Source organism: Methylophaga sp. SB9B (assembly GCF_004832235.1).
Classification (GTDB): domain Bacteria; phylum Pseudomonadota; class Gammaproteobacteria; order Nitrosococcales; family Methylophagaceae; genus Methylophaga; species Methylophaga muralis.
In genome coordinates, this window is the sequence record NZ_SSXS01000012.1 from 94,160 (window position 1) to 115,613 (window position 21,454).

General features: G+C 45.9%; 16 protein-coding genes and 1 tRNA gene. 5 read left to right on the forward strand and 12 right to left on the reverse strand.

Translation table 11 applies throughout. The annotated features are described in order from the left end of the window. Window positions 1-8: 8 nt before the first annotated feature. Complete coding sequence (locus tag E8Q33_RS12625; protein ID WP_069295946.1) at window positions 9-926, reverse strand: helix-turn-helix domain-containing protein; 918 nt, start codon at window positions 924-926, stop codon at window positions 9-11. Window positions 927-1,192: 266 nt separating this feature from the next. Here E8Q33_RS12625 and E8Q33_RS12630 point away from each other — a divergent pair, with 266 nt between their 5' ends. The 4 genes from E8Q33_RS12630 (at window position 1,193) to E8Q33_RS12645 (ending at window position 5,623) form a co-directional block, all read left to right on the forward strand. Beyond that, a complete protein-coding gene (locus E8Q33_RS12630) occupies window positions 1,193-2,713 on the forward strand; it encodes an aldehyde dehydrogenase family protein (protein WP_136555161.1) in 1,521 nt (506 codons plus the stop codon). Between the two features lie 134 nt (window positions 2,714-2,847). Continuing rightward, complete coding sequence (acs, locus tag E8Q33_RS12635; protein ID WP_136555163.1) at window positions 2,848-4,809, forward strand: acetate--CoA ligase; 1,962 nt, start codon at window positions 2,848-2,850, stop codon at window positions 4,807-4,809. Continuing rightward, window positions 4,809-5,213: an RNA-binding S4 domain-containing protein gene (locus tag E8Q33_RS12640; protein WP_069295944.1), complete on the forward strand. Its 405-nt coding sequence runs from the start codon at window positions 4,809-4,811 to the stop codon at window positions 5,211-5,213. Before acs ends, E8Q33_RS12640 begins: the two co-directional genes overlap by 1 nt. Further along, on the forward strand, window positions 5,213-5,623 hold the full coding sequence (locus E8Q33_RS12645) for a MazG nucleotide pyrophosphohydrolase domain-containing protein (RefSeq protein WP_136555165.1): 411 nt from the start codon (window positions 5,213-5,215) through the stop codon (window positions 5,621-5,623). The genes E8Q33_RS12640 and E8Q33_RS12645 overlap by 1 nt, the downstream gene beginning before the upstream one ends. A 23-nt stretch (window positions 5,624-5,646) precedes the next feature. On the opposite strand, the gene E8Q33_RS12650 is transcribed toward E8Q33_RS12645, so the two are convergent. From E8Q33_RS12650 to E8Q33_RS12670, 5 genes are all read right to left on the reverse strand, one after another. After that, complete coding sequence (locus E8Q33_RS12650; protein ID WP_136555167.1) at window positions 5,647-6,096, reverse strand: GNAT family N-acetyltransferase; 450 nt, start codon at window positions 6,094-6,096, stop codon at window positions 5,647-5,649. A 3-nt stretch (window positions 6,097-6,099) separates the two neighbouring features. Beyond that, the gene (locus tag E8Q33_RS12655; RefSeq protein WP_136555169.1) at window positions 6,100-6,930 is read right to left on the reverse strand and encodes a formate dehydrogenase accessory sulfurtransferase FdhD; all 831 of its coding nucleotides are present in this window, start codon (window positions 6,928-6,930) and stop codon (window positions 6,100-6,102) included. Continuing rightward, window positions 6,923-7,930: a GTP 3',8-cyclase MoaA gene (gene moaA / locus E8Q33_RS12660; protein WP_136555171.1), complete on the reverse strand. Its 1,008-nt coding sequence runs from the start codon at window positions 7,928-7,930 to the stop codon at window positions 6,923-6,925. The genes E8Q33_RS12655 and moaA overlap by 8 nt, the downstream gene beginning before the upstream one ends. Window positions 7,931-7,945: 15 nt before the next feature. Next, the gene (locus tag E8Q33_RS12665; protein WP_136555173.1) at window positions 7,946-8,158 is read right to left on the reverse strand and encodes a DUF2892 domain-containing protein; all 213 of its coding nucleotides are present in this window, start codon (window positions 8,156-8,158) and stop codon (window positions 7,946-7,948) included. Between the two features lie 69 nt (window positions 8,159-8,227). Then, window positions 8,228-8,899, reverse strand: a complete 672-nt coding sequence (locus E8Q33_RS12670) for a Bax inhibitor-1/YccA family protein (protein WP_069295938.1) — start codon at window positions 8,897-8,899, stop codon at window positions 8,228-8,230. Between the two features lie 154 nt (window positions 8,900-9,053). Between E8Q33_RS12670 and E8Q33_RS12675 the strand changes: the two genes are divergently transcribed. Next, window positions 9,054-9,144, forward strand: a tRNA-Ser gene (locus E8Q33_RS12675). Between the two features lie 1,355 nt (window positions 9,145-10,499). On the opposite strand, the gene E8Q33_RS12680 is transcribed toward E8Q33_RS12675, so the two are convergent. The 6 genes from E8Q33_RS12680 to E8Q33_RS12710 form a co-directional block, all read right to left on the reverse strand. Beyond that, window positions 10,500-10,862 carry a hypothetical protein gene (locus E8Q33_RS12680; RefSeq protein WP_136555175.1) on the reverse strand — a complete coding sequence of 121 codons (363 nt, stop codon included), beginning with the start codon at window positions 10,860-10,862 and terminating at the stop codon, window positions 10,500-10,502. Between the two features lie 153 nt (window positions 10,863-11,015). Then, window positions 11,016-11,282 carry a hypothetical protein gene (locus E8Q33_RS12685; RefSeq protein ID WP_136555177.1) on the reverse strand — a complete coding sequence of 89 codons (267 nt, stop codon included), beginning with the start codon at window positions 11,280-11,282 and terminating at the stop codon, window positions 11,016-11,018. A 474-nt stretch (window positions 11,283-11,756) separates the two neighbouring features. Continuing rightward, window positions 11,757-17,846: a hemagglutinin repeat-containing protein gene (locus E8Q33_RS12695; protein WP_136555179.1), complete on the reverse strand. Its 6,090-nt coding sequence runs from the start codon at window positions 17,844-17,846 to the stop codon at window positions 11,757-11,759. Window positions 17,847-17,885: 39 nt separating this feature from the next. Beyond that, a complete protein-coding gene (locus E8Q33_RS12700; protein ID WP_136555181.1) occupies window positions 17,886-19,631 on the reverse strand; it encodes a ShlB/FhaC/HecB family hemolysin secretion/activation protein in 1,746 nt (581 codons plus the stop codon). Between the two features lie 125 nt (window positions 19,632-19,756). After that, window positions 19,757-20,815 carry an ATP-binding cassette domain-containing protein gene (locus tag E8Q33_RS12705; protein ID WP_136555183.1) on the reverse strand — a complete coding sequence of 353 codons (1,059 nt, stop codon included), beginning with the start codon at window positions 20,813-20,815 and terminating at the stop codon, window positions 19,757-19,759. Next, window positions 20,809-21,453 (reverse strand): hypothetical protein, encoded by a 645-nt coding sequence (locus E8Q33_RS12710; RefSeq protein WP_136555185.1) that lies wholly within the window; start codon window positions 21,451-21,453, stop codon window positions 20,809-20,811. Before E8Q33_RS12710 ends, E8Q33_RS12705 begins: the two co-directional genes overlap by 7 nt. Between the last annotated feature and the right edge of the window lies 1 nt (window position 21,454).

Consider the following 21,454-nt stretch of genomic DNA (forward strand, 5'->3'; position numbering starts at 1 on the left):
TATAGCGATTAATCAGGCAGATTTACTTTCCGAAAAGCGCTGGGTGAACAGCCAAAAAACTGACTGAAACGTCGGCTGAAATGGCTTAAGTCATTGAATCCATAACCATAACAAGCTTCAGTGACACTTTGGCCGTCACGAATCGCATCAGCAGCAGATTTCAGTCTGAGTTGTTGGTGAAATTCACCTGGTGTACAACCTAACTGTTTTTTAAATTCAACATACAATCGGCTGCGACTCATACAAGCCTGCCGACATAATTGATCGATATCCAAAGGTTCACGAAGGTTTTGTTCCAACGTGTGAATAACCGTTGTTATGCCACTGGCATCGGGCACACGTTTGCAATAACTTAATAACACTTCGCGACCCTGCTCACGAAGTAATCTAATTACCAGTTCTGATACGCCTAAATCCACCATCAATTCTTTATCTGGATCATTTCGCACATAAAACGAAACCATTCTTTCCAGTAATTGCTGGGTATCACGAGTGTGATGTTTGTGAATAATGCGGGGCTGATATTCCCAGTGATGTTCTGGGGCTTCTATTTTCACTAAATCTCGCATACGTTTTGAAATTGCTTCAATACGTTCTTTGGAGATCTCAATGGTCAGGCAAGTTGTAGGTTGTTGCTCATTGGCATCGGGAAAATCAATTTCAACATGTTCGCCAGGTGGCATCACATATGATTCATGTGGCACAAACAGCTCACCCGAAACATTGTAATGGTTATGCATGACTTTTCGGCCACTAACCATGCCGCAATACAATAAGTGATCAGCTTCAAGTGCGACGCCTGATGAATTACGATAAGTATCGTAAATACTTAATTCCGTTTCTGGACCGTTGAATGTCACTTTATTTTCTATTAGCAACTGACGGTTTTCGCGACGGCTAATTGGTGGCAATGTGTTCAGGCTCATAATATGACCTTAATAAACGTTGATTGATCATGTGTCCGTTTCCGAGCATAAGTCAAGTCATAGTATTTACGACTAAAGACTTCTTTCCAATCACAAAAGATGTGAAAATTTCATAGCTAAAAATAGCAACTCTATCGAACGATGTGTTAACTTTTTTGTCACTTCTGGACTATCAGTCAAGTGAACAGGATTTTCAGTCAAGTATTTTATCCGCCACAGCATTTATGCTGGGCTTTTTAAAACATAACAATATAAGAGAGAGAATTATGATTTACGCAAAACCAGGCACACCAGATTCGGTGATCTCATTTAAATCACGTTATGAAAACTTTATTGGCGGTGAATGGGTCGCCCCTGTAAAAGGCGAATACTTTAATAATATTACCCCGGTAACCGGTGAAGTCATTTGTGAAATCCCCCGCTCCGGCGAAGCTGATATTGAATTAGCGCTTGATGCAGCTCATAAAGCACGTGATTCGTGGGGCAAAACTTCAGTTCAAGATCGAAGCAATATTCTGCTGAAAATTGCTGATCGCATCGAAGCAAATCTTGAAAAACTGGCCGTAGCCGAAACCTGGGATAACGGCAAAGCTGTGCGTGAAACGCTCAACGCCGATATTCCATTAGCCGCTGATCACTTCCGTTATTTTGCCGGGTGTTTGCGTGCTCAAGAAGGCACCATGGGTGAAATCGACGAAAATACTGTCGCGTATCATTTCCATGAACCACTTGGTGTTGTTGGTCAGATTATTCCGTGGAACTTCCCGCTTTTAATGGCGGCATGGAAACTTGCTCCAGCGTTAGCTGCAGGCAACTGTGTTGTCATGAAACCAGCTGAACAAACACCTGTATCGATTCTGATTCTGGCCGAACTAATCGCCGATTTATTACCCGCAGGAACATTAAATATCGTTAACGGTTTTGGTCGCGAAGCGGGTCAGGCGCTAGGAACCAGCAAACGTATAGCCAAAATCGCATTTACCGGTTCAACTCCTGTCGGCTCGTTAATCATGAAATACGCCGCCGAAAACATCATTCCATCTACTGTTGAACTTGGTGGTAAATCACCGAATATCTTCTTTGAAGACATCATGCAGCAAGAACAGGACTACATTAATAAATGTGCCGAAGGCATGGTCCTAGCGTTCTTTAACCAAGGTGAAGTTTGTACCTGCCCTTCTCGCGCAGTCATTCAAGAAAGCATCTATGACGAGTTTATTGCAGTTGTCATGGAACGCGCCAAACTGATCAAACGTGGTAATCCACTTGATACCGAAACGCAAGTCGGTGCTCAGGCTTCACAAGAACAGTTCGATAAAATCCTCAGCTATGTTGAAATCGGTAAACAAGAAGGCGCCCAATTATTAATGGGTGGAGGTATCGAACAACTAGGTGCTGAATTCAATAATGGTTTCTATATCGAACCGACATTGATGAAAGGTCATAACAAAATGCGTATTTTCCAGGAAGAAATTTTTGGACCTGTGGTATCAGTCACAACTTTCAAAGACGAAGCCGAAGCTCTGGAAATTGCTAACGACACCGAATTTGGTCTGGGTGCAGGTTTATGGACCCGTGATATGAATCTGGCTTATCGTATGGGCCGTGCTATTCAGGCTGGTCGTGTTTGGACAAACTGCTACCATCATTATCCAGCTCATGCCGCCTTTGGTGGATATAAAAAATCTGGCGTGGGCCGTGAAACCCATAAGATTGCTCTGGAACATTACCAACAAACGAAAAACTTGTTGGTCAGTTACAGCACCAGCCCGCTCGGTTTCTTCTAAACACTACCATTAGCTTAAACTGACTCTCCCCTAAGCATTCTTGCTTTCGGGAGAGTTTTTTATTGGAAGCTGACTACATTTAAGCTGGCAGCGGGCTATACTCAAAACAGAGAGAATAATAAGGTAAGGTATCTATGGCTCAGAATAATATTGAATCTACCCTTCATGAAAACCGGCATTTCGCCCCCTGCGAAAGTTTTTATAAAAGCTCTGCGCTAAACCCTAAAAATCTTGATGCACTTTATGCCAGGGCGGCTGAGGACCATGAAGCTTTTTGGGGCGAATTAGCTAAGCAGGAACTTGATTGGATAACCCCTTTCACTAAAGTATTAGACGACAGCAACGCCCCGTTTTATAAATGGTTTGCCGATGGTCAATTGAATGTTTCCTATAATTGCCTTGATAGACAATTAAAAGAAAATGCCGAAAAAACGGCCATCATCTTTGAAGGCGAACCCGGTGATGTGCAACATATCACCTATCGAATGTTGCATCAGAAAGTCTGCACATTTGCCAATGCATTAAAAAATCAAGGTATCACAAAAGGCGATCGGGTCATCATCTATATGCCGATGATTACCGAAGCCGTTGTGGCCATGCAGGCTTGCGCTCGCATTGGTGCCATACATTCAGTCGTGTTTGGTGGATTCTCTGCTGAAGCATTAAAAGATCGTGTCGAAGACACCCAGGCCAAACTTGTCATCACAGCAGATGGCGGACATCGTGGTGGCAAAATCATTGGGCTGAAAAACACAGCTGATCAGGCCTTAAGCAAAGGCTGCAAAAGTGTCGAAACGGTGATTGTTTTTAAACGTTGCGGCAATGACATCAACATGCAAGATGGTCGTGATATCTGGTGGCATGATGCTGAGCAAGATCAGTCATCGGAGTGTGAACCTGAACCGATGAATGCCTGCGATCCATTGTTTTTACTATACACATCGGGTTCTACCGGCAAGCCAAAAGGTATCCAACATTCATCAGCCGGTTATTTACTGAACGCCATTACCACTATGCGCTGGGTATTTGATATTCAGGCAAAAGACGTATTCTGGTGTACTGCCGATGTTGGTTGGATTACCGGTCATACCTACGTCGCTTATGGTCCGCTTGCAGTCGGCGCAACAATGATTATTTATGAAGGTGTACCAACCATTCCCGATGCAGGACGTTTCTGGGATGTATGTGCGCGTCATCATGTCAGCATTTTCTACACAGCTCCCACAGCAATCCGGGCTTTGATGAAAGCAGGCGATGATATTCCACAACGGTACGATCTCTCCCACTTGCGCTTATTAGGTACAGTGGGTGAACCGATCAATCCGGAAGCATGGATGTGGTATCACCGCGTGATTGGCCAGGAACGCTGCCCTATCGTTGATACCTGGTGGCAGACTGAAACCGGTGCACATATGATTGCTCCGGTACCGGCCGTCACAGTAACTAAACCAGGTTCATGTACCCGAGCTCTGCCCGGTATTGATGCGGCAGTCGTCAATGAACAAGGTGAAGCGCTTGGTCCAAATCAAGGTGGTTTTCTGGTGATTCGTAAGCCTTGGCCGTCAATGATTCAAACCATCTGGGGTGATGACCAGCGTTATAAAGACACCTATTGGCCATATTTCGATGGCAAATATTATCTGGCTGGTGACAGCGCCCGTCAGGATCAAGAAGGTTATTTCTGGATCATGGGGCGCATTGATGATGTGCTTAATGTATCCGGTCATCGTCTGGGTACCATGGAAATCGAATCAGCTTTGGTTGCCCATGAAGCCGTTGCCGAAGCAGCGGTTGTTGGTAAACCGCATGATGTAAAAGGCGAATCGGTTTTTGCCTATGTGGTTTTAAAAGGCAATCGCCCTGAAGGCGGTGTTGATGAAGAAATGACCAACGTATTACGCGCCTGGGTCGCTGATCAGATTGGACCTATCGCCAAGCCTGATGAGATTCGTTATTCCGATAATTTACCAAAAACCCGCAGCGGAAAAATCATGCGTCGGTTATTGCGTACCATTGCCAAAGGTGAAGAGATTACCCAAGACACCTCTACACTTGAAAACGAAGGTATTTTATTGCAATTACAAGGTAAAGCTTGATGGCGAAAGCCGAAACCGAAAGTCAGGAAAATCAACGACTGGATAAGTGGCTCTGGGCTGCGCGGTTTTATAAAACCCGCAGCCTTGCTGTTGAAGCAATAAATGGCGGCAAGGTTCATGCAAACGGTCAACGCGCTAAACCCAGCCGTACTATTCGTCCAGGCGATCAATTAGCTATTTCGCTGCCACCTTATGAATATGTTATTGATGTATTAGGTCTGCAAAAACAGCGTCGTCCAGCCAGTGAAGCCCAGTTGCTTTATCAGGAAACGCCGGAAAGTCGTGAAAAACGCGAATTATTACGTGAACAAATCAAAAACGAGCCATTAGGCTTTCGTGATCAAAAAGGTCGGCCAAGTAAACGTGATCGCAGACATATTATTAAATTTACCCGTGGCGACTAATGGCTAAAACTTCCCTGCTTAATGCTGCCGATAAACAGCTTCCATCGCTTCGTTACGCGGTCGAATTGCAGAAATCTGCTGCCAGTGTTGGATTTGACTGGCCGCATATCGATGGTGTGATTGCCAAAATTCACGAAGAGCTCGACGAGGTTGCCGCAGAACTGGATGATGCCAACCCAAACAAATTACAGGAAGAAATTGGTGATTTGCTGTTTGCCATTACTAATCTTGCCAGACACTTAAAGGTTGATCCTGAACAAGCTATCGAGCAATGTAATCAGAAGTTTTTGCGTCGCTTTCAGTACATTGAAATGCAGATAAGTCAGCAGGGAAAATCAATGCAAACAGCATCATTAGATGAGCTTGATGCATTGTGGGACGAAGCAAAAATTAATGAGAAAAACGATTAAGTTTGTATTGTAACTATCTGTTATTAAACTTCTAAAAACAAACGATATGCTTGCATGGAAGACTCTGTGAACCCATGTTGTTGATAAAAATGATGTGCCGCTTCATTGTCATTATCGGTAAGCAAAGTAATACGTTTGCAACCTTTTTGTTTGGCAAAATCAATAGCATGTTTCAACAATGCAGAACCGACACCCAGACCACGATGTTGCGGTGCAATAACCATATCTTCGAGAATCGCTACCCTACTGCCTAATGCTGTAGATACGGTGTAGAGTAAATTCACCATGCCGATAATTTGCCCGGATTGTTTTGCTACCAGAATATCGCCAATGCCATCACCTTCAATGATCGCCCCTAATCCAAGCGCCTGTAATTGACTGTCCGGTTTAAACTCGGCTTCCTGACTGAACAAGGTGTCGAGTAACAAACATAATTGTGGGATATCAGCACCAACGGCCGTTTGTATTTCCATATTTTATCCAGCAGAGCTCAATGAAGTATTCGTTTGAAATTGATCTTGGCCTGTATACACCAGAAAGTGTTTACCTTTAGCGCGAGCGACCATGCCAATACCAATATTTTGGGCAATATTTAAGCCCATTTCAGTCACCCCACTTCGGGATAACAGCAGTGGTACTTGCATCTGAGCAACTTTGATGACCATTTCAGAGGTCAGACGGCCAGTGGTATAAAACACCTTGTCATCGCCTTTCACATCGTTAAGCCACATCCAGCCGGAAATCGCATCAACGGCATTATGTCGGCCAACATCTTCAACGAAAAACAACACATCGTTCTGCTGACACAATGCACAGCCATGCACCGCCCCGGCCTGTTTATACATTTCGTTGTACTCGTTTAATGCGTGCAGTACATCATAAATAGACTGGGCACTGAACGCAGGACACTGCAGTTTCATTTCAGACAACGAATCCATCACATGACCAAACATGGTGCCCTGCCCACAACCACTGGTGGCAATACGCCTGGACATAAGGGAATCGAGGTTGTTTTTCTGTTGATGCGTGGTCACCGCTACCGCATCGACATCCCAATCCACCTGAATGGATTTGATATGAGTAAGTTCATCAACCAACCCCTGATTTCGCAGATAACCCAGGGTGAGTAATTCAGGCTGACCGCCCAAAGTCATCAAAGTCACAATCTCACGATTATCGAGATAAATTGTGAGAGGTCTTTCGCCGGTTAACGACACTTCACGGGCTTCGCCAAACTCATCTAATACGGTGGTGGTATGCAGGCGATTAATGCCTTGATTGGTCATTTCCGGCTGATATCTAGCCACCGGTGACACTCATATGACGGAAAATAATTGGCTGTTCTTTGATATTAAAGTCATGGCCTTTCGGTTTGATATCCATCGACTGGATAATGGCTTGTTTGAGTTGTTCAATATCACCTGGATGACGGCGAATAATATCGCGTAAATCCATTGAATGTTCCTGGCCCAGACATAACAGTAAACGGCCTTCAGTTGTTACCCGAACCCGATTACAGCTTTCGCAGAAATTATGACTATGCGGTGAGATAAAACCGATTTTGCTCTTGGTACCAGCTACTTGGTAATAACGTGATGGTCCGCCGGTGTTGGCGATACTAGTTTGCAAATCAAAATGCTTTTGTAATGTGGCCAGCACTTCATCACTACTGCAATAGCTTTCATTACGACTGTGCGTCACTTGGCCTAATGGCATCTCTTCGATATAAGAAATATCCAACTCATTATCAATCGCAAATTGAGCCAGATCGACAATCTCATCGTCGTTACGGCCTTTCATAATCACCGCATTCAATTTAATGCGTTTGAAGCCAGCCTGTTTGGCGGCCTCAATCCCGTCCAACACCTGAGTTAATTCACCGGTACGGGTTAATTCACGAAAGCGATCGGCATTCAACGAGTCCAGGCTGATATTAATGCGATCCATACCGGCTGCAGCAAGCTTTTCAGCGTACTTGGGTAACTGCGACCCGTTGGTGGTTAAGTTCAGTTCTTTAAGCGACGTAGTGTGCTTTAACGCGCCAATTTGCTCTATCAGCCAATCAACGTTACGACGCACTAATGGTTCACCACCGGTAATACGCACTTTTTCAACGCCTAACTCGCAAAAGGCTCTGACCAGAAAAGCAATCTCTTCCAATGTCAGCAAACGTTCGCGCGGCATGAACGTCATTTCCTCATCCATGCAATACACACAACGAAAATCACAGCGATCAGTGATCGATATGCGGACATACGACACGCGTCGTCCAAAGTTATCGATTAATTGTGTTTGGTTATTCGTCATGATGTTTATTATGCGCTAGCTACGCTCTTTATGAGAAATGTCACAGGAATCATTTGCAGTAGAAAAGCCAAACAAGGCATAACCACCACAGCGACCACTTAAACCATTAATCAGCAGCCCCAAACCCAACAAGGCCCACCAACTCTGGTAATACAAAGCAACCGCTATTATAAACAGACCGATTATGATGCGTAACGTTCTATCGGTTTTGCCCAGATTCTTTTTCATGGCAATGCTCCAGAAACAAACAAGCCCCTAGAAAGGGGCTTGAATGAATAACATTTAAACTCTCGCAAATTAATCGCTGCTTGAGAAAGCGCCGATCAAATGCAACAGGCTGGTAAACAGGTTGTAGATACTGACATACAAGGTCACAGTCGCCATGATGTAGTTTGTTTCACCGCCGTGAATGATGTTGCTGGTTTCATACAGAATCAAACCAGACATCAGCAGTACAAACATCGCTGAAACAGCTAATGACAGACCAGGCATGTTAAAGAAGAACGCTGCCAGACCCGCCAGGAAAGCAACCAGGATACCGACAAACAGGAAGCCGCCCATGAAGCTGAAATCTTTTTCAGATTTAATCGCATAAGCAGACAAGCCTAAAAACACAATGCCGGTCGCACCCAAGGCTTGCATAACGATTTGCGGACCATTTGGTAAACCTAAATAAGCGTTAACGATTGGTCCCAATGTCAGGCCCATAAACCCTGTTAAAGCAAATACAGAAGCGATACCCCAGACACTGTTGCGCAATTTAGCTGTCAGGAACAACAGACCGAAGTAACCGATCAAAGTGATGATAATGCCGGGATGCGGCAGGTTGAAAACCATTGAAACACCAGCTGTAACGGCACTAAAGCCGAGCGTCATTGCCAGTAGTACATAGGTGTTACGCAATAACTTGTTGGTTTGCAGCGCAGACTCGCGCGAGCGTACAACTGTTGATTGTGTATCGTAGTTCATCAGTTTATTTCTCCATTACTCAGTAAAGTATTGATGATTGGTGGTTCATCCAATGGACATCATCCTACCGGATAAGTTCTAAATGGCAATAGCAATATAAATTTTGTTTTCACTGTTGTCAGAACAAGTCATTCCTAGTAATATGCCGCGTCTTGGAGGGATGGCAGAGCGGTTGAATGCACCGGTCTTGAAAACCGGCGTGGGTTTATAGCCTACCCAGGGTTCGAATCCCTGTCCCTCCGCCAAACAAACTAACGGACTTCGGTCCGTTTTTTTGTATCTGGGGTTTGGAAATTGTGATTTTAGCTGTTCTATATTTAAAGATTATTTCAGGCCATATCGTCGTATCTGAATATATCCTTTTACTACTGACATTATCCGTCGTTTCTGTCTCCGCCATCCCATGCACATCGTTGTACCCCCTCCTTCGCCATTACGTTCGAATCTGCTTAAAGCCGACCATGTATTTAGATATGTGGCCAGTAAGCCAGACGCGACATTAATGCCAACTGCTTAGCCCAAGTCAGAGCGATGTACGGTGACGCACAGACGGGCGGATCATAGCTGGCTAACATCAGAAACAAAGTCTCTAACTAAATTAGTCAGCATGGAAGTGAACAAGCTGTTCTCGGTACCAGGTCAATTCGAAGAACACGGTGGAGAGCAACTTGTAAGTGGCTTACGTCGAAGATGTAGAGAGATGTTTTAGGGCATTTTGTCTGACGATGCGCTATGTATCAGCATCATCTTCCTCCATTCTCCCAACAAGGCTGGCGAAAATGCCGGCGTCCTCTATAGGTCTCAATCACTGGGAGATCGTGCTGCTCCCCAACCGAGAGTCCTTATACAAAAGGAAGAATTATGGACAAACCTCTTTTACCATTAATATCGATGATTGACTCATACGTTTCACGAAACACAGGAACGCTAGTCATATTTTTATCTACAGATTTTTATCAACGACTTTTTCAATCAAACAGAACCTCGTTCAATTTAGCTTATGATCCCCCCAAATTGTTGGGACATATTTTTTCTGTGCGGGATGATATTGATACTAAGGAGAAATAATTTTTTGTTACTAGTGAAGCTGCATCCATGTAAGTATTGTTGATGCATCATTTACTGTTAACTCTACTGCGGCACCGCACGCGTATCCCGGTAACCCTTTTCAGTCATGCAGGCATGCCATGCTTTGCGCAGACGCATCTCCGTCTGCCGATCTGTTTCTTCGGGTCGTTGGGCGGCTTTAATTGCGTTGGAACCGAATTGTATGGACTCGTTTGGGGGACCACCGCATTCCGCAGAGTCCTGTCGCCGAGTTTCCGACGTCCAGCCCAGTTTTTCATAGTATTGCAGGTGAGGTATACTCTCACCTACGCTGGTAGCAACCAGAATCGTCGTATTGCACCCTGTCAGCAACAAAACTATGCAGGGCACAGTCCACTTTGGCCGACTCATTTCGTTGCACCAAACATAATCGAAAAAACCTTCCTCACTGTTCCGTCATGGCAAAGGGGGCTGATGACCATATCTTGTAGAGTCAGATTCCATAGATTTAGCCGTCATAATTATTGTTCTCGAATTTGTAAATTAATTATGTTCAGGGGTAACGACATCGGTCATCGCAGTACTCTAAATAAACATATCCTTTATCTCGCATACATTCAGCCCACTCATGAGTGAGTCTTCCCATTGCTTTTATATCATTAGGATCGTCAGGTTGTTTGGCGGCCTGGATTTCATGAGGAAGGAAATTGACACTTTCATTACCCTTGGCTCCGCAAGCTGCAATATCTTCTCGTCGACTCTCTTTCGTCATTCCTTCCTTGATCCAGTGAGCGCCGTAAGGTTTTACATTTACCCCAACCCTTGGATCCCCAGTCATCCAGTAACCTCCACTACCACATGCAGCCAGGAAGACAATTAAAACAGCAGTAATAAATAACTTTATGCGAAATATCATTTTGCATTTCTTAATAAAATAGAAATTGCTTGCCAGGCATCGGGCGGTAACCAATGTTGCAGCGGCAAGAGAAAATCAAACAACATGACCCTATTGATTGAACAATTAATCTAAAATCATCGGCTAACTACTGAGTCGATGCATTATTTACTGTTAACTCTGCGGTACAGCACGCGTATCCCGGTAACCCTTTTCAGTCATACAGGCATGCCATGCTTTACGCAGACACATCATTGTCTGCCGATCTGTTTCTTCGGGTCGTTGGGCAGCTTTAATTGCGTTGGAACCGAATTGTATGGACTCGTTTGGGGGACCACCGCATTCCGCAGAGTCTTGTCGCCGAGTTTCCGACGTCCAGCCCAGTTTTTCGTAGTATTCCAGGTGGTGTTTTGAATCATCTACAAGCACCAGACCAGTCATCGAATACCCTCCTATTCCACAACCGGTTTGAAGCAAGACAGTCAACTGGATTGTCAGACATAATATTTTGAATTTAAATCTTATTTTCCGGCCTAAGAACATTCTCAAGGCGATCCACAAAGAGGTCGTGATTGCATATATTTGCTTGAACAATCTCCCGTGTAACGATAACCGCTGCTTATCATGCAACGTTGAAATTCATCGCGTTGTCGCCTTGAGCTTTGCTCATCACTTTCTCCTGGAAATTGCTCCATCACTTTCCAAGAGAAAGTACCATTCCCATTTCCACCGCACACCAGCCAATCCTCTAATCGGCCTTCATTCGTCATTCCCGCTTTTTCCCAGTAAGCGATGTAGGGTTTGATATCAGATTTGTAGAAGGGTCACCAGTCATCCAGTGACCTCCTATCCCACAACCTGTTTGAAGTAAGGCGATTGTTAGGATTGTCATACGAGATATTTTGGATTTCACTCTCATTTCGAAGCCCCCAAATAGATTGAAATGGCCTTCCACACCTCTGGCGGTAATAACGTTGCCGCTCCAAAGGGAGCCGAAGGAACAAGGGCGACAGCAGTCCATGCTTCATTTACTACCTTTTCGGACGTGCTACGCCCTCTAGGAGCATTACCCTCATCGTCATAAAAACCCGCACCCTGACCACCAATAAAATCATGCGGTCCGCCAAAGGCCTCGATAAGCTTGTCAATAAAACTTCCCGCCTCGTAGGGCACTCCAAACAAAGTACCCTTAACAGCCTGAACTCCCCCGGTTAGGCCGCGCATCTTTTTACCCTCTGGTGTTTCGAGCCATTCGAGGAGGGGTTTTCCATCGGCCTCTTCACGATTCCACTGCACCATTCCATCTTTGAGATCAAGAATCTGATTACCATTCCCATCATCTTTGGTCATGCATCGCTTGTTATCAGCACCACACAATGCATCGAGGTCCACCCTTGTACCACCAGTTTTAGTGGGGTCTAAATCCCATTTCCCACCAACACTTTTACCTGAAAAGTTGGATAGAGTGAATGGTTCGCCATCAACGGATTCGTCAATAACTCCTGGAGATAGCTTTGAGTTTGCAATGGTGATCTTGCGAAGCTCTTCCGAAACAGCCGCAAGGCTTTCGCGAGTGAGTGTCGTACCACCTAAACCTGTCACTGCACCCACAAGTACGTTGAGCACATGGGTTTCAAGACGCAATTTGTCAACCTCGGTCTGCAGCGCCTTCTTTTTCTCTGGATCAGATTCTTCTTCATATTGAATACGTAACTCGTTCATCTGATTTTCCGCATAACTATCGATTACTTGACTTGCCTGTTGGCCAAATTCTTTAGTGATTTTCACCTGAGCTTCAATTTCCTTGGCGACTTTTTCTGCATCAAAGATAGGGGCGATGGTATTAGCGGTTAAATTTCCTTGGCTGTCGACTGCCTCTCCCTGCTCGTTAATCTGCACATCTCGGTTCAGCTGGGCAACCGTGGTGATGGCATCCTCACCGAGGAGTTTTTTCTGGCCGTCGCTATCGGTAATATTCAACGTACCCTGACTGATGGCACTGACCGTTATGCTCTCTGCTTTATCGCTATCTTTTCCTATGCCGGCCCCAGAGAGTTGCGGTAAACCTGCCTGAATACCACCGCCTATAGTCGCCGAGGTGGCCTTGGCATCATATTCCGCTTTGTTATTGATATCCGATACGCTGAGCGTTTCGGTCGTCAGGCTATTCTTATTGTCTAAAATGGCTTGCTCAGTAGAGGCGATGACTGCCCCTTTGAGGTTGGTATTGCCCGCCACGTTGACTTGAAAGCCATCATCCCCGGCGAAGATTCCGACTTGTTCATTGACACTGGCATAATCGCTATTGATCTTGCTTTGACTGGAGCTGATTGAACCGCCAGCCGAGCCAGCACCTATCGGAATACTGACACTAATACCTGCACTTTTCTGTTTGCTATCGTAGGTGCTGGTATCTTGCAAACTGTGGATATCGAGATTGCCCTCGCCCGAAGTGCCGACATCGACCACTACTTGATTACCTCTCACTTGTGCACCAATGAGATTGGTATCGGTACCGCTCTCCAGGCTGACTTTATTGCCCGCCGCTACCATGGTTTCCGTCCAGCTCACATCTGTCCCATTGGCTTTACCTTTTCCTTGAGATGCACTGGCAGTGATAGCGAGCCCATTGGTGCCAATGCTAATACCAACACTGGCACTACTGTTTTTATTTTTGCTGTTAAGTGTGTAGGTATTTTTAGCAGCAATCAGATTGACTTGGTCATCAGCTTTGATTGATACGTTTTCTCCCGCATTGATAGTGCTGCCTATCACGTGGAAATCAGAATCTGCCCCGCCACCAGTAGCACTGATATTGATATCCCCTCCCGCCATAACTTGACTACCTTGAACACTGTTACTGGTTTGAATGGAAGTACTGCTGCTCTTTGAGGTACCGATGGAAAGGCTGAGATTAATGCCGCCTGCTTGATTGGCCGCATCAGTTAAATCATTGCCTGTAGACGATGCAGATAATGCTTGCTGGGTAGAATCATAGGCATTCTTTGCTGCCAGAGCTGTAGCGCCTGCCGCTAAGGCCTTCATACGTCCATCCGAGGTATCGCTGGCTGCTTCACTCATTTGTTGTGCCGTTTGAATGGCAGAGATAACTGGGCTAGTAATGGCAAGCGTTAAGCCACTTTGTTTGAATTTAGTTTCTTGGGTGGTATCACGGCTATTTTCCCCAGCAACGATATTGACCTGTTGAGCACTGATATCGATATTGCCTTGTGGGGCCAGCACATCGCTGGCTTTTTGGGTATAACGCTTGCCTGCCTCAATCGCCACATCACCTTCCACACTGCCCACTGTGCTGCCAGTCTGCTTAGTACTATTGAGGGTCTGTGTTGTATTCAGTGAGCTGGAACCTAGGGTGACGCTGGCACCACTGGTGCTAAGGCCGCTCGTTTTGGTTTTACGCTCATGGTATTCGTAAGCCGTGCTGCTGGCAGCGGTGATATTCACGTCATTTTCTGCGCTTAGCATAGTACCGTTATCACTGATAACATTGCTGCCACGAATGTTCAGATCGTTACCGGCCAGTAACATTACGGTATCACCGCTGAGGTTGCTACTGATGCTGTTATCCGCTTCGAACACATCGCGTTGGGTCTTGGTTTTGCTGCTAAAGGTGCTGCTTCTTTTTACCTTACGCGCAGCGTCGAAGTTACTGGTTTCACGGCCTTCAACGATGTTGATATTTTGTATGGCGGTGACATTGATGGCACCCCCTTCACTGTTGATGCTAGCGGCGGTTGCATTGAAGTCATTACCCGCGTTGAATGCGATATCGCCCGTTGTTTCAATGACGCTGCCAATTTCCTGTGTGCCACCGTGTTTGACATAGTTTTTAGCGTTACGGATGCTGCTGTTCTGTTCGGCAATCTGCAGCGTGCCAAGATTGATGTTTTCTCCGGCATTAACTTGTGTGATGCCACCTTCTCCACCATTGATGATACTGGCAGCCATCAGGTTAACGTCATTACCTGCTGAGGCAACAAGGATAGCGCCGGGGTTGCTGAGATAAAGTCCGGCAACACGATCTATATTAGTACGACTGAAACTGCTGGCCCCCTCTCTTTGTTTACTGCTTTGTGTCGTGCTCAGTAGGTTAATGTAATTGCCAGCCTCCAACAGCATCGCATCTCTGGCAATAACTTGGCCACCGATGTTATTGATATCGTTATTGGCTTTTAATAACGTCGAATCAGCAACTATCTGACCTCCTAGATTATTGATGTTGTCAGCATTCAGTGTCAGTAACTCGCGACCGGCGATGGTACCCTGATTAGTTGCATCAGCAGAGAGATTCATAGTGACCGTATTACCTGCCATCATACCGGTGGTTGGCTTAAAGTCTTCTACTTGCGGCTTGACATAAACTTGCGGCACCAAAGCCTGAGTAACTGTGCCATCAGGTAGCGTGACTGTTTGCTCAACCAGCCAGACAATATCGCTGGTGAGCTGCGCCACCTGCTCCGCAGAAAGCGCAACGCCGGGGACAAGTTGTACGGCATCGACTTGTGTCAGAGCCGAGGTCATTAAAGCCTGATATTGCGCTTCATCAGTAGCATGTCCATCAAGGAATCTACGGCCCGTTAATTGGGCGATTTGTTCACGCACCAGACGTTGCTCGTAGAAGCCATCGCCCAAACGCTTTTGAGTGGTGGCAGGGTCGAATGACAGTTGCTGCATCATGTAGTCAGAGCTTAACCAGCTGCGGTAATTGGCAAAACGTGGATTGGTTTCAATCAAATAAGTGGCAGCGATATCCGGACTGGCCTGAAACAGGCTATTGGTAACAACTGGAACCGTTGCTGAGCTGACAGTGGTGCCACTGCCAGCAGGCAGGGTGTTCTGTGTGACTTCACTGGTTGATAAGTTAAATGTGGTGACAACATCGGCAGGATTGTATGCGCCCAGATAATCAACGTCGTACCTGAACCCACTGCCGCTGCCATCGTAATCATAATAGTAGGCATGGCCTCTGGATCGAACTCTGATTTCACCTTGAGTATTCAGATTTTGCAAGCTGGCACCACTGACATCAAGGGCACCACCTGCAATGATCTGGCTATCGCTATTGGTGATGGACCCGCTAATGACCATATCCCCCCCAGAAAATATCTGCCCGGGAGCGGAATCAATCACATGTGTTTCTCGGGTAACAGTGGTGCCGCGATAACGATGATATTCTCTAAAGGTATAACTACCAGCAGTGCGCCAGGAAATACTCTCGTCACCAATTCGTGCCCCGGGGTAGTCGGCTGCATTTAAAATAACGCTGGTCGATCTTGGGGTAAAACGATCAAAGCTGCCGGAACCGGTCTGCACCAGTTGTGTGACAAGATTGGCATTTAAGTTTTGTAAGTCGACAATGGTCAATGTTACCTGACCCAATGCCTCAATAGTTGCACCGTCATTGATAAGCGAATCTGCTGAGCCGATTGCTTGATTACCGCTACCCAGACTTCCTGCAATCGCCAGATCGCCTGCACTGAACATCAGACTATTATTGCGGTTTTCAATAGTCCCCGCACCTATATCGAGCCGATCTCGGGCTGCGATCAAAGCGCCAGTATCATTGCCAAGATGAGCCACCTGAATGCCAATCTGATCACCAAAGATGCTGCCGGTTTGTTCATTTATCAGCGTATCTGCGTAGATAACCGTTTCTACCCCATCTATCAAACCGTGATTGGTGAGCCTATCCTCAGCCAGCATCTGCGTATTGAGACCTATGATTTCGCCATTAACCGTATTGTCGATGTTGTTGGCGCTAAGGTTTAGCGATTGACTTGCGAGCATGGTCGATTGATTAGTGATATCACCAGTGGTGCGTAAGTCAAGATTACCGCCAGCTTGCAGGTCACCGGTGTGTACGTAATCAGAAGCAAGGTTGATCGTAATGTTGCCCTCTGCTCCAACACTTCCTTCACTTTCCAGCCCGGTGGTAGTCAACTGGATATTGGTTTTAGCACTGATAGTGCCGGTATTTTGTAACATCCCGTCGGCAGTAATAGTCACAGCACCAACGCTTGCACCGATATCACTAGCGTTCCTTACTCCCAAACCAGATTCGGTTCCAACCATGTGAATTTTGCCCGCATACATGCCTCCCAAGGCTGCAACATCCACAGCAAAAGCCGGGGCAGCACTTCCTGCATCAGGAACAATCGGATTTATACTGGTTTGATTGCCGTTGCTGTCGACATTGACTTGGTTCGTACCGGTGGTAATGCTGAGCTCATTCGCCCAAATACCAGCGTTCACATCTACGGCGCGTGCAATTACATCGGTAAAGTTAGTTTGTGAAGTATCGAGTCCATTACCTAAAAAGTTAATGTTACCGCCACCTACACGATAGCCGAGCAGGTTGCCGTTATTGATGATGGGTTTGCCAGTCGTCAGCGTAGCTCGATTGGCATTGATAAACCCACATCCACTACAGCTAATACCTGCCGGATTGGCAATTACTACCTGTGCTCGGGTACCAGCCACTTCAATATAACCGTTCAATAAACTTGGATTGTGGCTGTTGACTTCATTCAGAATGACTTTGGCGGTTCCCCCTGCAAGATGGGGATTACCCTGAACCCAGCCGCCGAGTTGAGTTTGGGTATTGGTGTTGCTGTTGTTGAGAATAGCGCCTTGTGTCTTAACATCGAACTGATGATACGTATTACGCGAGACACCGGCTGCGCTAGGGGTCTGAATATTGACCAGTGGCAGACCATTTGCAGTTTCATTAACAATGGGACGCTGATTAGCAGGTGCGCTCGGGTCGGCAATGATATCTGCTTTGGCAGGGCTGACTGTTATCATCAAACTGCTCATAATCAGAATGGAAATCCACACCGGACGTAACATAATAATTGGTGCAGGGCTGGATGCAGTTGAAACGCTTTGTTTACTTTTGGATGAGTAACTTCCCACGTTTTCAGCCACCACCACCATCAAGCCACGTGCTTTGTTAAATACAACCCTGAATTTATTTTTGTTCATGATTATTCATCCTTGATCACATGAGAATCAAATCCAACGTCAGAAAGTCAGGTTAAAATTGAATCCTGTTGTCGTACTGTCTGTTTCAAATCCTTTTGGTTTTTTAAGTGCTTTGCCGACAAACACGTCATAGCTAAAACTGCTGAAGCCGCCTCTTAATCCCAATACAATCCCTGCGAGTTGCCTACCTAATAAACGGTCGCTGGATTGACCGCTGACTTCGCCATAATCCACGCCACCATAGACAGCCTGCCTTGTGGTACCAAGCGATGCACTGAGTTCATTACGGATAAACCAGCCGTTATCGGCACTTAAAGACAACTGCCCATCAAAGCCACGTACTGTGTAGCGATTACCGATCGCGAATCGATCCTGAGGTGTTAATGGAGTGAAATTGTATTGCCCTCGAATTTGGCTTGAGTAATACAGCGCTTGTTCCCCCCAAGGAGCATTCAAATTGAGTGGATGGTTGAAAGCCATGTCGACGGTGAGTATTTCCATGCGTGAGGTACCTTCATCGAAGGCTTCTTCTGGTGCTTTGAGTGAATTCCTTGCCCCTGTCCCGCGCTTGTAGCCGAGACTGTAATCGAGCAGTGATTGTCCTAAATACCAGGTTTGGTTAAAGCCAAGCTCCCAGCCCGCTGTGCGGCGTCTTTGCACTTCAATCTCTGTATCGTCGATAAAGTTAGAAGATTTTCTGAAGAAGCCTCGCAGTGAAAGGTAGGTTTTATTAATGGCATTACGGAAAATCAGCCGACTCACCTTGATGTCAGAATTCTCGCTCCGACCACTGTAGGTATAGGTTTGATTCACACCAGATACTGCCTGATAGTAGTCATAGCTTGATGTGGTCAAACCGAATAACCAGTATCCAAACGGCAGCGAATAATGAATAGTCTGGCCATCAGATCCACGCTTACCTGATTCGCCACCACCCAAATCATGGTTGTAATTGACGTAGAACAAATCATTAAGCATAAGTAGATTGTCGCCTGACAACGTAATGCCGCCCTGATATTTTCCGGTGGAATCGAACCCGGCATCATCAGCGCTGAGGGTTAGACGAAACGGAAAACGCTGTTCGTATTGGATCACCACATCGCTTTCACCAGGCAAAGATTCGGGCCCTTCTGCCGGTTCTATCTGGATATCGACTTCTGCAGTCGGGATGCGTTTGAGATTTTCCAGTCCCTGCTCAATATCTCGCAAGTTCAGAATGTCTCCTTGTTTAACAGGAATCGCATTCCATTTAGTTGCCCTAATGGTTACCTCGTCTGCAAACTGAATTTTTCTGACTTTACCTGGGATAACAGTCAGTTCCAAAGCGCCAGAATTAAGATCTTGCGGCGCTGCCAATACGCGGGTAGTGACAAATCCCCGGGCAATAATGGCGTTTTGAATACGGCTCATTGCAACATTAATGCCTTGTGCCCCAAGACAACGTCCTATTGCAGAATCGTTGCCATCCGTTACTGCGAGTAAAGCAACCTGAAATTTTTCAGCACTTTCGCCAATAAGCGTAATACTGGAAATAGTGAAACAAGGGGATTCATTATCAGGATAAACGAGGAATTCGGGTGGAGACGTTGGAGCGGGTAAACGTACATCAGGAGAGATTTCTTGCTGATCGCGAAGCTGCCGCTCGCGCTCTTGCTGCAATAGTTGCTCTTGTGCGGCCCGGTCAATAACCGTAGCACCAGCATAAGCTGCTAGAGAAAATAAATTCCATATAACAAACACCACTAACCGAAGATAGGGTGCTCGTCTTCCGTGACGATTATCCATTTTATCCTTCTTGAATTCCTTTCAATTACGAAAAATAGTAATTCAAGATTAAAGGCGCAGGCAACGCTCATGCCGAGCTGTATGGCAAAACTGTGCGCTAGTTAAAATTTTTGATGAATGAACAATTAACTTTGATCCAGATTGATTTCAAAAATCTGCTGATTATCGAGTTCGGGAAAATAATCAGGTCGCTGATGCATCAGCACAATCAACATTTTGTCCTGCCAAAGTGGAGATAAACGCTGCCAAATGCGTTGGGCCATTTCTGCATCAATGCCGTTAAAAGGTTCATCCAACAGGATCAGTTTCGACTCTTTTAATAAAAGTCTTGCCAGACAGAGCCTTCTGGCCTGGCCACCTGATAGTTGGCTACCAGTATCACCCAACCAGCTGTGTAATCCGGCGGGCAGTTGTTTGGCCCAATCATCCAGCTCGACTAAAGTCAGAGCCTGCCAAAGCTGTTGTTCGTCGACTTCATCAAGCCCTAAGGTCAAATTGCTATATAACGTCGCAGCGATGATGCTGTTTTGCTGAGTCAGATAGCCAATCTGCTTATGCCAGGCTTGTGTTTGCTCTGTACGCATTGGAATGCCGTTTATCAGCAACTGATAAGGTGTTGTAAATGAATCCGGGATTTCCAGTCCCGCCAGTATGTTGGCGACTGTGGATTTTCCACTTCCGGATCGACCGGTTACCAGCAGGCATTGTCCGGGGATTAATTCAAATGCCATAGCAGTGTCGATAGTGCTGATCACTTTTGGATGATCGGCCAGCATCATCGACAGGCGTTCAAGCTGTTCCAGCTCCATTTTCTCTGTAGTCTTATGTTCGGCTAAAGGTTGCAGACGTTCTGCTGCATAGCGGGTTCTACCCCACTGCCCTAACTGCCCCGGCAGGTTTTGCAGTAACTCGCCCAAACCAAATACAGCCAATACCAGCATAACCGCAACCGGTCCACTGAAAATAGCATTTTGATAGGCCCACATTGCTGCCAGCGCCACGCCTATCACCAGCAGCCCATGACAGATACTGACTATTAACTGTGCATTGGCAATCTGTTGATTCAGCTTTAAGTGTGCCTTGCCAATTTCACCAAGCGACTGCACCAGTCGCGTTTGATGTGCTTCGTTTAAATGTGCGGCCTGTAACTCCAGCTGGCCTTGTAAATGTTCAATCGTCAGCAATCGCGCTTCGTTAATTTGCTCGGCATAAAAGCGACTGATTTGGGTTGTTTTATGGGTAAACAGGCTGAAATAGAAAATGCTGATATCAGTGTGATAACACCGAATATCACCCCAAGTGTGAGTGAGAAAAAACTCATAAATAAGGCCAGCAATAACAAACTGCCTATTGCTGTCATTGGGGGTAATAACAGTCGTAGTACAAGACTATCGAGATTATCCAGATCGGCGGTTAAACGGCTCAGCCATTCGCTATCCTGGGTGTTTCGCAGTTGTTGAACCGGTAAATCCAGTAATCCGGAAAATAGCGTGCCTCTGAACCCAGCAATAACTCGCAACACTAAATCGTGATTATGCAGACGTTCAAAATAGCGCCCTACCGTTCTGCTTAAGGCAAAAAACCGGATGCCACCACCTGGACGATAAATATCCAACATCACCGCACTGCCCGCCGTAATTGCCAAACCGGTTATGGCTGTTGCGGTGATTAACCAGCCAGACAAGGCCAACAGTCCCATCGCTGAAACAACGGTTAATAACGCCAGAAGCAAACCAATTATTAAGCGTTTTTTCTGATGTTCCAATACTTTTCCAAGCCAGAATCTAATTGGTGAAACTGTATTTGGTCGAGGATTCAACATG

Excerpts from the sequence above, each read along its gene's own strand:
- E8Q33_RS12625 (WP_069295946.1), bottom strand. The coding sequence starts at position 926 with ATGAGCCTGAACACATTGCCACCAATTAGCCGTCGCGAAAACCGTCAG.
- E8Q33_RS12630 (WP_136555161.1), top strand. The coding sequence starts at position 1,193 with ATGATTTACGCAAAACCAGGCACACCAGATTCGGTGATCTCATTTAAA.
- acs (WP_136555163.1), top strand. The coding sequence starts at position 2,848 with ATGGCTCAGAATAATATTGAATCTACCCTTCATGAAAACCGGCATTTC.
- E8Q33_RS12640 (WP_069295944.1), top strand. The coding sequence starts at position 4,809 with ATGGCGAAAGCCGAAACCGAAAGTCAGGAAAATCAACGACTGGATAAG.
- E8Q33_RS12645 (WP_136555165.1), top strand. The coding sequence starts at position 5,213 with ATGGCTAAAACTTCCCTGCTTAATGCTGCCGATAAACAGCTTCCATCG.
- E8Q33_RS12650 (WP_136555167.1), bottom strand. The coding sequence starts at position 6,096 with ATGGAAATACAAACGGCCGTTGGTGCTGATATCCCACAATTATGTTTG.
- moaA (WP_136555171.1), bottom strand. The coding sequence starts at position 7,930 with ATGACGAATAACCAAACACAATTAATCGATAACTTTGGACGACGCGTG.
- E8Q33_RS12665 (WP_136555173.1), bottom strand. The coding sequence starts at position 8,158 with ATGAAAAAGAATCTGGGCAAAACCGATAGAACGTTACGCATCATAATC.
- E8Q33_RS12670 (WP_069295938.1), bottom strand. The coding sequence starts at position 8,899 with ATGAACTACGATACACAATCAACAGTTGTACGCTCGCGCGAGTCTGCG.
- E8Q33_RS12680 (WP_136555175.1), bottom strand. The coding sequence starts at position 10,862 with ATGATATTTCGCATAAAGTTATTTATTACTGCTGTTTTAATTGTCTTC.
- E8Q33_RS12685 (WP_136555177.1), bottom strand. The coding sequence starts at position 11,282 with ATGACTGGTCTGGTGCTTGTAGATGATTCAAAACACCACCTGGAATAC.
- E8Q33_RS12695 (WP_136555179.1), bottom strand. The coding sequence starts at position 17,846 with ATGAACAAAAATAAATTCAGGGTTGTATTTAACAAAGCACGTGGCTTG.
- E8Q33_RS12700 (WP_136555181.1), bottom strand. The coding sequence starts at position 19,631 with ATGGATAATCGTCACGGAAGACGAGCACCCTATCTTCGGTTAGTGGTG.
- E8Q33_RS12710 (WP_136555185.1), bottom strand. The coding sequence starts at position 21,453 with ATGTTGAATCCTCGACCAAATACAGTTTCACCAATTAGATTCTGGCTT.